A 16,616-nucleotide genomic window follows, 5' to 3' on the forward strand; every position below is an offset into this window, starting at 1 on the left:
ATGGACGTTTCGACCGCAACCGAACTGTCCGGCGACGGCGACGGCATCGAGCCGATCGCGATCGTCGGTCTGGCCGCCCGCCTGCCCGGCGCGGCCGACGTGAACGCGTTCTGGCGCAACCTGGTCGACGGGGTGGAGTCGGTCACCGAACTCACCCGCGAGGAGCAGCTGGCCCGGGGCGCGTCCGCCGACGAGGTGGACGATCCCGGCTGGGTCAGCCGCGCCCCGCTCATCGACGGGTACGACGAGTTCGACGCCGGGCTGTTCGGCATGACCGCCCGCGAGGCGGAGATCACCGACCCGCAGCACCGGCTGTTCCTGGAGTCCTGCCACACCGCGCTCGAGGACGCCGGCTACGACCCGTCCCGCTACGACGGCGCGATCGGGGTCTACGCGGGCACCGGCGGCAACACCTACCTGCACCGCTACGTGCTGCGCAACAAGCGCGTCGGCGGCAGCCCGCACGGCGCGGTGTCGCTCGCCACCGGCAACTCGCCGAACTACGTGGCCACCAACGTGTCCTACCGGCTGGACCTGCGCGGGCCGAGCCTCACCGTGCACACCGCCTGCTCCACCTCGCTGGTCGCCTTCCACCTGGCCTGCGAGGCGCTGCGCAACGGCGAGTGCGACATGGCTCTCGCCGGCGGGGTGAACATCGAGCTGCCGCACGTCGGCTACCTCGGCATGGACGGCTTCACCTCGCCCGACGGGCGGTGCCGCCCGTTCGACGCCGGCGCGAACGGCACGGTCTGGGGCAGCGGCGCGGGCGTCACCCTGCTCAAGCGGCTCTCCGACGCGGTCGCCGACGGTGACCCGATCCGGGCGGTGGTGCTCGGCAACGCCATCAACAACGACGGCGCCGGCAAGGTCGGCTTCACCGCACCGAGCATCGACGGCCAGATGGAGGCCGTCGCGCAGGCGGTGGCGATGGCCGGCGTCGACCCGCGGACCATCAGCTACGTCGAGGCGCACGGCACCGGCACCGCGATGGGTGACCCGATCGAGGTGGCCGCCCTCTCCGCGGTCTACACGAAGGACACCGACGACCGGGGTTGGTGCGGCATCGGCTCGGTGAAGTCCAACATCGGGCACCTCAGCCAGCCGTCGGGGATCGTCAGCGTGATCAAGACGGTTCTCGCCATGGAGCACGGGCTGATCCCGCCGACCGTCAACTACGAGACCGCGAACCCGGCCATCGAGTTCGCCGAGACCCCGTTCTACGTGGCGAACACCCTGACCAAGTGGGACACCGACGGCGGGCCGCGGCGGGCCGGGGTCAGCTCGTTCGGCATCGGCGGCACCAACGCGCACGTGGTGCTGGAACAGGCGCCGGCGGTCTACCGGTCGACCCGGCGGGTCCGCCCGGCGCAGCTGCTGCACGTCTCGGCGCAGACCGCCACCGCGCTGGACAGCGCGGTGCAGCGGCTCGCCGCGCACCTGGCCGAGGCGGTGGACGCCGGGCCGGAGCACCTCGCCGACGTGGCACACACCCTGCGGGTCGGCCGGCGGGAGTACCCGCACCGCGCCGCCGTGGTCGCCACCGACGTGTCCGACGCGGTCGCGGCACTGAACACCCCGCGCCGGGTGCAGCGCGGCGTGACCGAGGGGCCACCGCCTCGGCTGGCCTTCCTGTTCAGCGGCCAGGGGGCGCAGTACGCCGGGATGGGCGCGCAGCTCTACGCCGAGGAACCGGCCTTCGCCGCCACCGTCGACGAGTGCGCCGAGCTGCTCCGCGCCGACCTCGGCCTGGACCTGCGCGACCTGATCCTCGGCCGGGACCCGGAGGCGGGGGAGAAGCTCACCCAGACCCGCTACACCCAGCCCGCGCTCTTCGTCGTCGAGTACGCGCTGGCCCGGCTCTGGCAGGACGCCGGGGCCCGGCCGGCGGCGATGATCGGGCACTCCATCGGCGAGTACGTGGCCGCGACGGTGGCCGGCGTGCTGAGCCTGTCGGACGCGTTGCGGGTGGTCGCCGCCCGGGGCCGGCTCATGCAGTCCCTGCCGGCCGGGTCGATGCTCGCCGTCTCGCTCGACGAGTCGGTGATCGCCCAGCGGCTGCCCGAGGGGATCTCCGTCGCCACCGTCAACGGGCCGGGAACCTGCGTGGTGGCCGGCGAGTCCGAGCGGGTCGCGGCCTTCGCCGAGCTACTCAAGGGCAAGAGCAAGGCGCTGCGCACCTCGCACGCCTTCCACTCGCCGATGATGGAGCCGATCCTGGGTGAGTTCACCGCGCTGATGGCGTCGGTGACCCTGCGCCCGCCGGCGCTGCCGTTCCTGTCCAACGTCACCGGCACCTGGATCACCGACGAGCAGGCCACCGACCCGGCGTACTGGGCGAGTCACCTGCGTCAGCCGGTGCGCTTCGGCGACTGCGTCGCCACCCTGCTGAGCGAGGGCACCTGGCAGCTGGTCGAGTGCGGCCCCGGCAAGCAGCTGGCCAACCTGGCCCGGATGCAGGTCGCGAAGGCCTCCTCCGAGCAGCGCAAGCTCACCCCGCTGGGCAGCCTGCCCGGCCCCGGCGAGTCCACCGGCGACCTGGCCACCCTGCTCGGCACGGCGGCGGCGCTCTGGTCCACCGGCGCGCCGGTGCGGCTCGGCGCCGACCCGCAGGCGCGCCGGGTGCCGCTGCCCACCTACCCGTTCGAGCGGCGCCGCTACTGGGTGGAGCCGGACCCGCAGCAGCAGACGGCGGCGCCGGTGGAGACCGGGCCGCGACCGCTGCCGGAGTGGTTCGCCGTTCCGGTCTGGCGGCAGGCCGCGCCGCAGACGCGTACCGAGCCGCTGGGCCGCTGCCTGGTCCTCGCCGACGGCCCACGCGGCGAGGCGCTGGTCGCCGGGCTGCGTGCCGCCGGCGCCGACCCGGTGCGGGTACGCCCCGGCGACGCCTTCGCCGCCACGGCGGACGGCTACCAGCTGCGCCCCGGCGTCCGGGAGGACTACGACGCGCTGGTCACCGCGCTCACCGCCGACGGGGTGCCGACCCGGCTGGTGCACGCGCTCACCCTCGACGGCGCGCCGACCGGCACCGACATCGCGGCCACCTGGGCGGCCCAGGAGCGGGGCTTCTTCAGTGCGCTGCACCTGGTGCAGGCCCTGGCCGGCACCGGCCTGACCGCCGAACCGGGCGGGTTCACCCTCGACCTGGTCACCGCCGGGGTCGGCGACGTCCGCGGCGACGACCTGCTCCACCCCGAGCACGCCACCCTCGCGGGACTGGCCCGGGTGCTCCCCGCCGAGCTGCCCGGCCTGGCGGTCCGGCTGGTCGACGCCGACCCGACCGACGACGGCGGGCGGGCCCTCGTGGCCGAGCTGCGCCGAGGGTCGGACCCGGAGCACGCCGAGGTGGCGCTGCGCGGCGGCCGCCGCTGGGTGGCCGGCTACGAGCAGGTCACCGTCGACGCCGAGGGGGATCCGGGCGCGCTGCGCGACGGCGGCCGGTACCTGATCACCGGCGGTGTCGGCGGTATCGGCATCACCCTGGCCGAGGACTTCGCCCGCCGGGCCCGGGCCCGACTGGTGCTGCTGGCCCGCACCGGCCTGCCCCCGCGCGAGCAGTGGGACGACCACCTCGCCGTGCACGGCAGCGACGACCGGACCGGCCGGGCCATCGCGGCGATCCGCCGGATGGAGGCCGCCGGTGGACAGGTCCTGGTGCTCGCCGCCGACGTCACCGACCCCGCCGACCTGCGCCGGGTACGGGCGGCGGCCGAGGAGGCCTTCGGCGGGATCGACGGCATCGTGCACGCGGCCGGCCTGCCGGGCGGCGGCATGGCCGAGGTCAAGGAGCGGGCGGAGGCGGAGCGGGTGCTCGCCCCGAAGCTCGCCGGCACCCTCGCGCTGGCCCAGGTCTTCGGTGACCTGCCGCTGGACTTCGTGGTGCTCTGCTCGTCCATCACCGCGGTGATCGGCGGCTTCGGCCAGGTCGACTACTGCGCGGCGAACGCCTTCCTCGACGCGCACGCCCGCGCCGGGCGTGGCTGGGCCGCGCCGGTGCTGTCGCAGAACTGGGGCGGCTGGGCCGAGGTCGGCATGGCCGTGGAGACCGCCGCCCCGGCCGGCTTCCGGGCCGCCGGGCGGGACACCGTCACCACCACGGTCGACCACCCGGTGCTCACCACCCGGGTCACCGGGCCGGACGGCACGGTGCTGCACGGCCTGGTCTCCGCCGCGACGCACTGGCTGCTCGACGAGCACCGGATCGGTGGGGTGCCGGTGGTGCCGGGCACCGCACACCTGGAGTCGGTCCGGGCGGCGGTGGCCGCCGCCGTGCCCGCCCCCGCTCAGGAAGCCGCCGTGGAGCTGCGCGACGTGGTCTTCCTGGAGCCGTTCGCGGTGCCGGACGGCACCGTCGCGCAGTACCGGGTCGAGCTGACCCCCAGCGAGGACGGGGTGGACTTCGCGGTGCGCAGCCTGGCCGGCGGCCAGGAGCGTACCCACGTGCGCGGCGCGGCCGGCTGGACCGTGCAGCCCGCGCCGGCTGAGCGGCAGGTCGCCGACCCGGGCCGCCGGGTGGACGACGACGCGTCGTTCGGCCGGGGCCGGACCAGCATGCTGACCTTCGGGCCGCGCTGGAACTCGCTGCGGGAGCACCACCTGGGCGCCGGCGAGGAGCTGGCCCGGATCGAGGCGCCGGCGGAGGCGATCGGCGACCTGGCCGAGTGGGGGCTGCACCCGGCGCTGCTCGACGTGGCGACCGCGTTCGGCCGCGGCCAGGGCTCCGGCACCTACCTGCCGCTGTCGTACGGCCGGATCGTGGTGCGGGGGTCGCTGCCGGCGCGCTTCGCCAGCCACCTGCGGCACCGCGACAGCGCCACCGACGAGGTGGTCGCCGCCGACCTGTCCCTGCTCGACCCCGACGGCCGGGAACTGGTCGCGATCAGCGACTTCGTGCTGCGGCGGGTCGACCAGGGGGCGGTCACCGGCGGGCTGGCCCCGGCCGCGTCGGCCGGGGCGGCCGAGACCGCAACGGCCGGGCCGAGCGAGGACATCCGGCCGGTGGACGGGGCAGAGGCGTTCCGCCGCAGCCTCACCGCCGGCCTCGGCGCCCAGGTGGTGATCGCCACCCGCACGGTGGCGGACATCCGCGACCGGGCCGGCCGGGTGACCACGGAGAGCCTGGCCGACGAGCCGGAGACGGCGCTCACCGCGCCGGCCGCGACCGGCGGCGGCTCGGCGGCGCCCAGCACCGAGTTGGAGATCGCCATCGCCCAGGTGTGGCGCGACGCCCTCGGGGTGGCCGAGGTCGGAGTCGACGACGACTTCTTCTCCCTCGGCGGCAACTCGCTGGTGGCGGTGCAGCTGATCGCGGCGATGCGTAAGGCCACCGGGGTCCGGCTGCCGATGCGCAGCCTCTTCGAGACGCCCACCGTGTCCGGCCTGGCCGCCCGGATCGAGGAACTGCGGGCGACCGCGCCCACCACCGACGAGCCGGTCGCGCCGGCGGCGATCCCCGCCATCCCGCGGCTGCCCCGCGGCTGACCACGAGACAACAGGAGTAGAGAGCAATGAGCGACACGATCGCCACGCTGCCGGTGGTCGTCGAGAACGACGGCCGCGAACTCACCGACCTCATCACCGACCGGCGCTCGGAGCTGCGCGCCGCCCTGACGGAGCACGGCGGGCTGCTGTTCCGCGGCTTCGACGTGGGCGGGGTGGACGGCTTCGACCGGGTGGTCCGCGCCCTCTCCGGTGAGCCGCTGACCTACACCGAGCGCTCCTCGCCCCGGCACGCCATCAAGGGCCGGGTCTACACCTCGACCGACTACCCGCCGGACGAGGAGATCTTCCTGCACAACGAGAACTCGTACCAGGCCCGCTGGCCGTTGACGCTCTTCTTCTACTGCATCACCGCGCCGGAGACGCTCGGCGCGACGCCGCTGGCCGACGTGCGTCGGGTCTACCAGGAGATCGACCCGGCGGTGCGGGAGGAGTTCATCCGGCGCCGCTGGATGCTGGTGCGCAACTTCCACGCCGACTTCGGCACCCCGTGGCAGCACGTGTTCAACACCGACGACCGGGCCGAGGTCGAGGCGTACGCGGCGGCTAACCGGATCGAGCTGGAGTGGCGCGGCGCAGACGGGCTGCGTACCCGGGCGGTACGCGACGTGGTGCACCACCGCCCCGGCTCGGACGTCCCGCGCTGGTTCAACCACGCCACCTTCTTCCACCTGAGCACCCTGCCGAAGGACTACCAGGAGGGGCTGCTGGCGATGTTCGGCGCCGACGGGCTGCCCTCGAACACCTACTACGGCGACGGCGCGGAGATCCCCGCCGACGTGATGGAGCACCTGCGGGCCGCGTACCGGGCCGCGAGCGTCCGCTTCGACTACCAGCGCGACGACGTGCTGGTGGTGGACAACATGACCGCCGCGCACGGCCGGGAGCCGTTCACCGGCCCCCGGAAGATCGCCGTCGCGATGGCCGAGCCGCACACCCCCGAGAGCAACGGAGCGAAGTAATGGCCGAATCCCGATTCCTGGTCGTCCGCAACGACGAGGAGCAGTACTCGATCTGGTCGGCCGACCGGGAGCTCCCGCCGGGCTGGCAGGAGGCCGGGTTCGCCGGCAGCCGCGAGGAGTGCCTGGCGCACATCGACACCGTCTGGACCGACATGCGTCCCCGCTCGGTACGGGAGCCGGCATCATGACCACGGCACAGGAGTGGACCTTCCCTGCCTCGTTCGCGCAGGAGCGGGTCTGGATCGCCAACCAGCTCGACGCCGGCTCGCCGGTCTACAACGTCTCCAACCCGTGGAGCTTCCCGGTGGGGACGACCCGGGGGCAGGCCACCGAGGTGCTCGAGCGGGTGGTCGCCCGGCACGAGGCGCTGCGTACCTTCCTGCGCGTCGACGACGGGACGCTGGTGCAGGTGGTGCGCGCGCCCGGGCCGGTCGACCTGACCGAGCTGGATCTGCGGGACTGCCCGGCCGCCGAGCAGGCGCGCCGGTTCGACGCGGCGCTGACCGAGCTGGCCCGCACGCCGATCCCGCTGGACGCCCCGCCGCTGTGGCGGGCCCGGCTGGCCCGGCTCGCCGACGACCGGTTCACGTTGATGTTCGTGGTGCACCACGCGGTGTTCGACAGCCACTCGGCGGTGCTCTTCGCCGCCGACCTGGCCGCGTTCAGCCGGGCGGCGCTGACCGGTGCGCCCGCCGAGCTGCCCGAGCTGCCCATCCAGTACGCCGACTTCGCGGTCTGGCAGCGCGGGCAGCTCGCCGGCGCGGAGCTGGACCGGCAGCTCGACTTCTGGCGCGGCCACCTGGCCGGTGCGCCCGCGGTGACCGGCCTGCCGCTGGACCGGCCCCGCCCGGCCCAGCTCGGCTTCGCCGGCGACGAGGTGCACTTCGAGCTGCCCGAGGGCCTGCTCGACCGGGTCGGCCAGCTCGCCACCGACGCGGTCGCCACCCCGTACATGGTGTTGCTGGCCGCGTTCGCCGCGCTGCTGTCGCGGATCTCCGGCGACGACGACGTGGTGGTCGGGGTCTCCACCGCCGGCCGGGACACCCCCGAGCTGGCCGCGCTGATCGGCATGTTCGTCAACCCGGTGGCGCTGCGCTGCGATCTCTCCGGCGATCCGAGCTTCAGCGACCTGCTCGGCCGGGTCCGGGCCGGCCTGGTCGACGCGATGGAGCACGGCCAGACCCCGTTCCAGCGGATCGTCGAGGCGGTGGCTCCGCAGCGCGACCCGTCGGTGCAGCCGATCTTCCAGACCGCGCTGAACTTCATCCCGGACTCCGGGCTGGACCCGGTGGCGCTCGGCACCACGAAGGACGACCTGGCCTTCGACATCACCACCACGAGCAGCCGGCTGGTCTACCGGACCGCGCTCTTCGACCGGGCCACCGCCGAGACCCTGGCGGCCCGCTACGTCCGGCTGCTCGACGCCGCCGTCGGCGCCCCGGGGCAGCGTGTCTCCGCGTTGCCGCTGCTCGACGACGCCGAGCGGGAGCGGGTGCTGGCGACCTGGAACGACACCGCGCACCAGGCGCCGGCGGGCACGGTGGTGGACGAGGTGCAGCGGCGCGCGGCGGCCGACCCGGACGCCACCGCCCTGGTCCACGACGGCGTCGGGCTGTCGTACGCCGAACTGAACGCCCGGGCCAACCGGCTGGCCCGGCTGCTGGTCCAACGCGGCGCCGGCCCGGAGACCCGGGTGGCGCTGGCGCTGCCCCGCTCGGCGGAGCTGGTGGTGGCGATCCTGGCGGTGCTGAAGGCCGGCGCCGCGTACGTCCCGGTGGACACCGGCTACCCGGCTGGCCGGATCGCCTACCTGATCGAGGATGCCGAGCCGGCGCTGGTGCTGGCCACCGAGGCGACCGCCGGGCTGGTCCCGGCCGGCGCGCTGGTGCTCGACGCGCGTACCGGCGCGGACCTGGCCGAGGTGGACCTGACCGACGCCGACCGGTGCGCCCCGCTGCGCCCGGAGCACCCGGCGTACGTGCTCCACACCTCCGGTTCCACCGGCCGGCCGAAGGGCGTGGTGGTCGAGCACCGGGCGCTCGCGGCGTACCTCGCCTGGGCCCGGCACACCTACCCCGGGCTGGCCGGCACCGCGTTGCTGCACTCGCCGGTCTCGTTCGACCTCACCGTCACTGGCCTGCTCGGCACGCTGAGCGCGGGCGGCACCGTCCGGCTGGCCGCGTTCGACGACGACGGCGCGTCGGCCAGCGGACGGCCGACCTTCCTCAAGATCACCCCGAGTCACCTGCCGCTTCTGTCGGCCGAGCTGTCGCCCACCGTGGACCTGGTGATCGGCGGCGAGGCGCTCACGGGAGAGCAGCTCGCCGGCTGGCGGGCCGGCCACCAGGACGTCGCGGTGGTCAACGAGTACGGGCCGACCGAGGCGACCGTCGGCTGCGTGGCCGCCCGGATCACGCCCGGGGCGGCGCTACCTGCTGGCCCGGTGCCGATCGGCCGTCCCACCTGGAACACCCGGGCCTACCTGCTCGACGCGGCGCTCAACCCGGTGCCGGCGGGCGTGGCCGGCGAGCTGTACGTCGCCGGCGACCAACTGGCCCGCGGCTACCTGCGCCGGCCCGCGCTCACCGCGGAGCGCTTCCTGCCCTGCCCGTACGGGCCGCCGGGGCAGCGCATGTACCGCACCGGGGACGTGGCCCGCTGGCGGGTCGACGGCACGCTGGAGTACCTGGGCCGCCGGGACAGCCAGGTGAAGGTCCGCGGCATGCGGATCGAGCTGGGCGAGATCGAGTCGGTGCTGCTGGCCCGTCCGGACGTGCGGGAGGCGGCGGTGCTCGTCCGCACCGACTCCGGGGAGGCGGAGCTGGTCGGCTACCTGGTCGGCAGCGCCGACCCGGCGACCCTCGCCGCCGAGCTGGCCCAGGAGCTGCCCACGCACCTGGTGCCGACCGCGTTCGTCCGGTTGGACGCGCTGCCGCTCACCCCGAACGGCAAGCTGGACACCGCCGCGCTGCCGGCCCCGGTGGCCACCGCCGCCGCCGACGGCTTCGTCGCCCCGCGCACCGACGCCGAGGTGCTGGTCGCCGAGGTCTACGCCGAGATCCTCCAGGTGGACAAGGTCGGCGCGCTCGACGACTTCTTCGACCTCGGCGGCAACTCACTGCGCGGCATGCGGGCGATGGCCCGGATCCGCGCCGAGGTCGAGGTGGACCTGCCGATGCGGGCGCTGTTCGCCAGCCCGGTGGTGGCCGACCTGGCCGCCCAGATCGAGCAGCGGATCGCCGCCGAGCTCGACGGGCTCTCCGAAAACGAGGTCGCCGCGCTGCTCGCGGCGGAGAAGGACACTCCCTGATGACCGACCTGAAGGACCCGGCCCGGGACGCCGCCCGGCAGGCCCTCATCGCGCAGCGGCTGCGGCGGCGACAGCCCGCCGCGGCCACGGCGCGGATCACGCCGCGTCCGCCGGACGCCGAGTTGCCGCTGTCGTACGCCCAGGAGCGGGTCTGGTTCATGGACCAGCTCGCTCCGGGCGAGGCGGCCTACCACATCGCGGTGCCGCTGCGGGTGCACGGCCCGCTGGACGTGCCGGCGCTGCGGGCGGCGCTGGCCGGGCTGACCCGCCGGCACGAGTCGCTGCGCACCCGGTTCCCAGCGGACGCCGACGGCCGGCCGAGCGTGGTGGTCGAGGAGACCGTCGAGGTGCCGCTGACCATCGTGGACGCCCCGGATTCGGTCGCGGCGCAGGAACTGGTGGACGCCGCCGCGGCCGAGCCGTTCGACCTGGCGCACGGCCCGCTGCTGCGCGCTCTGCTGATCCGGTTGGCGCCCGAGGAGCACGTGCTCTTCCTCGGCAAGCACCACATCGTCGGCGACGGCTGGTCGGTGGACGTGCTGCTGCGCGACCTGATCACCCTCTACCGGGGCGACGAGCCGCCCGCCCTGCCCGTCCAGTACGGCGACTTCGCCGTCTGGGAGGCCCGGGAGCTGGCCGGCCCGGCCGCGCAGAGGCACCTGGGGTGGTGGAAGCAGCGGCTGGCCGGGATCACCCCGCTGGAGCTGCCACTGGACCTGCCCCGCCCGGCGACCCAGACCTACTCCGGCGACTTCGTCGAGTTCACCCTCGACAAGGCGACCACGGACGGGCTGAACGCCCTCACCCGCGCCTACGGCGGGACACTCTTCATGACGCTGCTCGCGGCCTACCAGGTCTTCCTCGCCCGGCACGCCGGGCAGGACGACTTCGCCGTCGGCGCCTCCGTCGCCGGCCGGTCCGCGCCGGAGCTGGAGAACGTGGTCGGCATGTTCATCAACATGCTGCCGCTGCGCGCCGAGCTGGCCGGCGATCCGACCTTCGCGGAGCTGCTGGAGCGGACCCGGCGCGGCGTGCTGGACGGCCTGGAGCACGCCGACGTGCCGTTCGCCAAGGTGGTGCACGAGCTGGGCCTGCCCCGCGACGTCAGCCGCTCGCCGGTGTTCCAGGCCATGTTCGTGCTGCAGAACTACGACATGGGCCGGTACGCCGAGGTCCCGGGCGTCAGCGACGTGACGTTCGACTGGACCCCGATGGAGCTGCGCGCCACCCGGTTCGACTTCGAGCTGCACGCCGTCGAGACTCTCGACGGGCTCTGGGGCAAGCTGGTCTTCAACACCGACCTGTTCAACCGGGACACCGTGCAGCGGATGGCTGGGCGGCTCACCGCGCTGCTCCGCGCGGTGGTGGCCGCGCCGGACACCCCGATCTCCGCGCTCGGCCTGCTCGCCCCGGCCGAGCGGGAGCTGCTGGCGGCCTGGAACGACACGGTCGCGGACTTCCCGCGCACCGAGACCCTGCACGGGCCGATCGAGGAGCGGGCGGCGCGCACCCCGGACGCGGTCGCGCTCCGCTTCGAGGGCCGCTCGGTGACGTACGCCGAGCTGAACACCGCCGCGAACCGGATCGCGCACCGGCTGCGCGCCGCCGGGGTCGGCCCGGAGACCCTGGTCGGGGTCTGCGCGGAGCGCTCGGTCGAGCTGGTCGCCGGCCTGCTCGGCGTGCTCAAGGCCGGCGGCGCGTACCTGCCGCTGGACCCGGAGTACCCGGCGGACCGGCTGGCGTTCATGGTCACCGACGCGGACGCGCCGGTGGTGCTCATCCAGGAGCACCTGCGCGGCGTGCTGCCGGCGACCGACGCCACCGTGCTGGCGCTCGACGACGCGCGGGTCTGGGCCGATCAGCCGACCACCGACCCGACCCCGACGGCGGGCCCGGAGCACCTGGCGTACGTCATCTACACCTCCGGTTCCACCGGCCGACCGAAGGGCGTGCCGAACACCCACCGGGGCATCGTCAACCGGCTCGACTGGATGCAGAAGACCTACCGACTCGGCCCCGACGACGCGGTGTTGCAGAAGACGCCGGCCAGCTTCGACGTCTCGGTCTGGGAGTTCTTCTGGCCGCTGCGGGTGGGCGCCCGGCTGGTGCTGGCGAAGCCCGGCGGGCACAAGGACGCCGGCTACCTGCGCGATCTGCTGGTCGCCGAGGCGGTGACCACCACCCACTTCGTCCCGTCGATGCTGACCGTCTTCCTCGCCGAGGACGGCGTCGAGGCGGCCACCGCGCTGCGTCGCGTGATCTGCTCCGGCGAGGAGCTGCCGCTGGCCACCGCGACCGACTTCACCGCGCGGCTGCCCTGGTGCGGGCTGCACAACCTGTACGGCCCGACCGAGGCGGCCATCGACGTCAGCTCCTGGGCGTGCGACCCGGCGCTGCTGGCCGGGCTGGCCAGCGTGCCGATCGGCGCGCCCATCGCCAACCTGCGGCTGCACGTGCTCGACCCGGCGGGCGACGAGTGCCCGATCGGGGTGGCCGGTGAACTGCACATCGGCGGGGTCGGGTTGGCCCGCGGCTACCACCGCCGACCGGCGCTGACCGCCGAGCGGTTCGTGCCGGACCGGTTCTCCGGTGAGCCGGGCGCCCGGCTCTACCGCACCGGCGACCTGGCCCGCTGGCGGATCGCGCCGGCAGCCGGCGACGGTGCCGAGCCGGGCGGGGTCATCGAGTTCCTCGGCCGGATCGACCACCAGGTCAAGCTGCGCGGTCTGCGGATCGAGCTGGGCGAGATCGAGAGCGCGCTGCGCGAGCGGCCCGGGGTGACCGAGGCCGCGGTCATCGTCCGCGAGGACAGCCCGGGCGACAAGCGGCTGACCGCCTACCTGGTCGGCACGGCCGAGCACGCCGAGCTGAAGGTGGCGCTGAAGGAGACGCTGCCCGAGTACATGGTGCCGGCCGCCTTCGTCACCCTCGACGCGCTGCCGCTGAGCCCCAACGGCAAGCTGGACCGCAGGGCGCTGCCCGCGCCGGTGGTCACCCGCGAGGCGTCGGTGGCGCTGGTCGAGCCGCGCGACGACACCGAGCGGCTGCTCGCCGGGATCTGGTCCGAGGTGCTGGGCGTACCGACGCTCGGTATCGACGACGACTTCTTCGACCTCGGTGGGCACTCCATGCTCGCCACCCAGGTGGTCGCGAAGATCCGCAAGGCGGAGCACGGCGGCCGCGAGGTCGGCGTGATGGACCTGTTCCAGCAGCGGACCATCCGCGAACTGGCCGCCTTCATGTCCGGCTCGGCCGGCGAGCAGGGACCGCGCCGGTTGCTCTACGAGCTGACCAAGCCGATCCCGGCGGCGCAGCGGGTGCTGACGTACGTCTGCGTGCCGTACGGCGGCGGCAGCGCCATCGTCTACCAGCCCCTCGCGGACGCGCTGCCGACCGGGCACGCGCTCTGGTCGCTCGCCATTCCCGGCCACGACGTCGGGCTCAACGAGGACGGGCTGCCCTTCGACGAGCTGACCACCCGGGTGGCCGAGGAGATCCTGGAGCGGGTGGAGGGTCCGCTCGCCCTGTACGGCCACTGCGGGGTGGGCAGCGCCATCGTCACCGAGGTGGCCCGCAAGGTGGAGGCCGCCGGACGGGAGCTGGAGGTGCTCTACATCGGGGCGATGTTCCCGTTCGCCCGCCCCAAGGGACTCTTCGCCGCGGTGCGTACCCGGCTGGAGAAGCTACGCAGCAACCGGCACTACGCCAGCTGGCTCAAGTCGATGGGGGTGGACACCGACGAGCTGGACCCGGAGCAGGCGGACCGGATCATCAGCAACATGCGGGCCGACTCCCGGGCCTCCGAGGAGTACTTCACCGGCCTGCTGGACCGGCGGGCGACCAAGCTGCGCGCGCCGATCGTCTCGGTGGTCGGCTCCGAGGACCCGGTCACCGACTACCACACCGAGCGGTACACCGAATGGCAGTTCCTCAGCGACCGGCTGGCGCTGGTGGTGCTCGACCAGGCCGGACACTTCTTCCTCAAGTACCGCGCCGACGAGCTGGCCGAGATCGTCACCCGGACCCACCGGGCGGTGGCCGCCGGTGACGTCGACGACCTGAGCCGCGAGGCGCGAGGCGAGGACGCCGGCTGGGCGGTGCACGACACGCTGCGGGTCGGCGCGGACGACGGGTCCGGGCGCGGCACGGTGAAGCCGAGCATGGCCCGGTTCGTGGCGGTCACCGCCGGGCAGCTCGTCTCCACCACCGGCTCGGCGCTGACCGCGTTCGCGCTGCCGATCTGGCTGTTCACCCAGACCGGATCGGTGGCCAACCTGGGTCTGCTCTGGGCCCTCGCGCTGATCTGCGGCGTGCTGATGCTGCCGGTCGCCGGGGCGATCACCGACCGGGTGAGCCGACGCCGGATCATGCTGATCGCCAGCTCCGCCGCCGGGTCGATCCAGCTGGTCCTCGCCGCGCTGCTCTGGACCGACAACCTGGTGCTCTGGCACATCTACGCCCTGGTGGCGTTGAGTCAGGTCGCCGGCTCGTTCCAACGGATCGCGTTCCAGTCGGCCGTGCCGCAACTGGTGCCCAAGCGCTACCTGGGCCACGCCATGGGGATCACCCAGCTCTCCAACGGCTTCGCCATGCTGCTGATGCCGGTCTTCGCCGCCGGTCTGCTGGCCGCCATCGAGCTCAAGGGCATCCTGCTCATCGACGTGGCCAGCTACCTGCTGGCGGTGCTCACCCTGGCCCTGGTCCGCTTCCCGGACCTGCTCGGCTGGCGACCGCGGGAGCGGCTGCTGGTCGCGATAGCGAACGGGCTGCGCTACTCGTGGCAGCACCGCGGGTTCCGGCTGATGCTCGGCTACTTCGCGCTGGGCAACATCTTCCTCGCCCCCGCGCTGGTGCTCGTCACGCCACTGGTGCTCTCCTTCGGCACGGCGACCCAGGTGGCCCAGGTGGCGCTCGCCGAGGCGTGCGGGGCGGTGGCCGGCGGTGTGCTCATGTCGCTCTGGGGCGGTCCCCGGCACCGGCGGATGATCGGGGTGCTGATCGGCAACCTGGGCACCGCGGTCGGCTGCATCGTGATCGGCCTGGACGCCTCGGTGGCGGTGATCTGCGTCGGCGCGTTCTGGCTGGCCATGGCGATGACCACGGCGCAGTCCATCTACGCCACCATCGTCCAGGTCAAGGTGCCGCAGCGCTTCCACGGGCGGGTGTTCAGCCTGAACCAGACCATCTCCTGGTCGACCCTGCCGATCGGCTTCGCGCTGCTCGCCCCGGCCGCCACCAGCCTCTTCGAGCCGCTGCTCGCCCCGGGTGGCGCACTGGCCGGGTCGGTGGGCGCGGTGATCGGCACCGGTCCGGGCCGGGGGATCGGGTTCGCGTACGTCTGCTTCGGCGCGGCGCTGGTGCTGATCACCCTCGGCGGCTTCGCGATCCGGCTGCTGCGCCGCTTCGACGTCGAGGTCGAGGACTCGCTGCCGGACGACCTGATCGGCGCCCAGGAGCGGGAGCGCCGCCTCGCCGCCCGGGCCGCCGAACGGGAGGCGGAGAAGGTGTCCGCCGCCGCGTGAGGCACGGGGGCCTCCGGTCACCCGGAGGCCCCCAACTCACCACGCGGACGGCGGGTCGGCCAGGTCCGACTCCGACAGCTCCGTCGGCTCCGCCACCCAGGCCGAGTAGACCGGCAGACCGTGCCACGGCCCGGCCGGCAGGCCGTCGCGGCTGTCGGTGGCCACCGCCACCACCGCGTACGGATGGCCGAAGCGCAGCTCGGCGATGCGGGCGACGCCCTCCGGCGGCAGCCCGGTCGCCGCGGCGAACGCGGTCACCGCGGCGGCCTCGAAGCCGTACCGGCCGTAGCGGGCCATCGCGGTCTGGGCGGCGTCGAAGCGCAGCGACGGCGCTCGCATCAGCTCGCCGAGGGCCTGTGCGGCGACGCCGAAGCCGAACCCGTCCGCCGTCAGGTCGTGCCGGCTCTCCGCCGACCAGCAGGGCAGCACGGCGGTGAGCCGCTCCTCCCGCCCGCCGTACGCCCGGGTGGGCACCTCCCGCAACGTCCAGAGTGGTGTGTCGCCGAGCGGCAGGTCGAAGAGGGAGCGGCGAGCGGTCGGCGTGCCGGGCGGTGCGGTGACGGCACCGGTCGCCACCTCGTGCGCGGCGGCGAGCACCTCCCCGGCGGGCACGCCCGGCGCGGCGGCGACCGAGACGACCAGCAGCCCGGTTTCCCGGCCGTCGACGGCCTCCGGCCGGGCCGCGGCGCTGTGCACGGCCACGTCCCCGGCCCGGGCGGTGGGGGCGATCCAGCAGTCGTGGCCGTGCCAGGGGGAGCGCAGCACGTGGCGCAACCGGCCCGCCCAGGGGCTGCCCGCGCCGAGCTCGGCACCGGTCGCGAGCTGGAACGGCGTCTCCCAGGCGACCCGGGTGGCCAGCGCCGTGGCCATGATCAGAAGCGTTTCCGGGTCGACGACGAGCGGGAAGCTCTCGATCAGGCCGCCGGTGTGTTCCCGAGCCCACGCGTCCAACGTCGGCTGGTCGGGCAGCGGCCCGGTCTCGGTGCTCGCCGGCAGGGCGGCCCGCCAGGTGTCCAGTTGCTCGAAGGGCGTCCGCTCCCAGAGGGCGCTCGCCGAGGCCACCAGGGGATGCGGCGCCGCCAGCAGAGCCTCGGCGGTGGCGGCGGCCGTGTCCACGTCGATGCCGAGCACCTCCGCCAGCGCCGCCCGGGTGTCTCCGGTCGCGGCGGGGCCCACCAGGGCGAGCAGCAGCCACGCGCCGAGCGGCGAGGCGATGTGGTGCCCGTCGTCGACGAGGTCGTGCATCCGCTGCGCGTATCGGACCACGGGCCCGTTGGGAACTGTCACCGCTCCACTGTGCCCGCTGATCGGGCGAGCGTCAGCCCT

General features: G+C 74.4%; 6 protein-coding genes. 5 read left to right on the forward strand and 1 reads right to left on the reverse strand.

Annotation, left to right across the window (positions count from 1 at the left end; genetic code table 11):
* The 5 genes from AB0C04_RS30025 to AB0C04_RS30045 are packed head-to-tail and all read left to right on the forward strand — an operon-like array spanning nucleotide 1 to nucleotide 15,290.
* Nucleotides 1-5,478, forward strand: a complete 5,478-nt coding sequence (locus AB0C04_RS30025; RefSeq protein ID WP_357061194.1) for an SDR family NAD(P)-dependent oxidoreductase — start codon at nucleotides 1-3, stop codon at nucleotides 5,476-5,478.
* 26 nt (nucleotides 5,479-5,504) lie between these two features.
* The gene (locus tag AB0C04_RS30030) at nucleotides 5,505-6,458 is read left to right on the forward strand and encodes a TauD/TfdA family dioxygenase (RefSeq protein WP_357061197.1); all 954 of its coding nucleotides are present in this window, start codon (nucleotides 5,505-5,507) and stop codon (nucleotides 6,456-6,458) included.
* A complete protein-coding gene (locus AB0C04_RS30035; RefSeq protein WP_357061199.1) occupies nucleotides 6,458-6,646 on the forward strand; it encodes an MbtH family protein in 189 nt (62 codons plus the stop codon). Before AB0C04_RS30030 ends, AB0C04_RS30035 begins: the two co-directional genes overlap by 1 nt.
* Nucleotides 6,643-9,768 carry an amino acid adenylation domain-containing protein gene (locus AB0C04_RS30040; RefSeq protein ID WP_357061202.1) on the forward strand — a complete coding sequence of 1,042 codons (3,126 nt, stop codon included), beginning with the start codon at nucleotides 6,643-6,645 and terminating at the stop codon, nucleotides 9,766-9,768. The genes AB0C04_RS30035 and AB0C04_RS30040 overlap by 4 nt, the downstream gene beginning before the upstream one ends.
* Nucleotides 9,768-15,290 (forward strand): amino acid adenylation domain-containing protein, encoded by a 5,523-nt coding sequence (locus AB0C04_RS30045; protein WP_357061204.1) that lies wholly within the window; start codon nucleotides 9,768-9,770, stop codon nucleotides 15,288-15,290. The genes AB0C04_RS30040 and AB0C04_RS30045 overlap by 1 nt, the downstream gene beginning before the upstream one ends.
* A gap of 36 nt (nucleotides 15,291-15,326) precedes the next feature.
* Here AB0C04_RS30045 and AB0C04_RS30050 read toward each other — a convergent pair whose 3' ends face one another.
* Nucleotides 15,327-16,577 carry a serpin family protein gene (locus tag AB0C04_RS30050; RefSeq protein ID WP_357061206.1) on the reverse strand — a complete coding sequence of 417 codons (1,251 nt, stop codon included), beginning with the start codon at nucleotides 16,575-16,577 and terminating at the stop codon, nucleotides 15,327-15,329.
* Nucleotides 16,578-16,616 lie beyond the last annotated feature (39 nt).

The sequence above is a fragment of the Micromonospora sp. NPDC048909 genome (genome assembly GCF_040649635.1).
In the GTDB taxonomy this organism is placed as follows: domain Bacteria; phylum Actinomycetota; class Actinomycetes; order Mycobacteriales; family Micromonosporaceae; genus Micromonospora.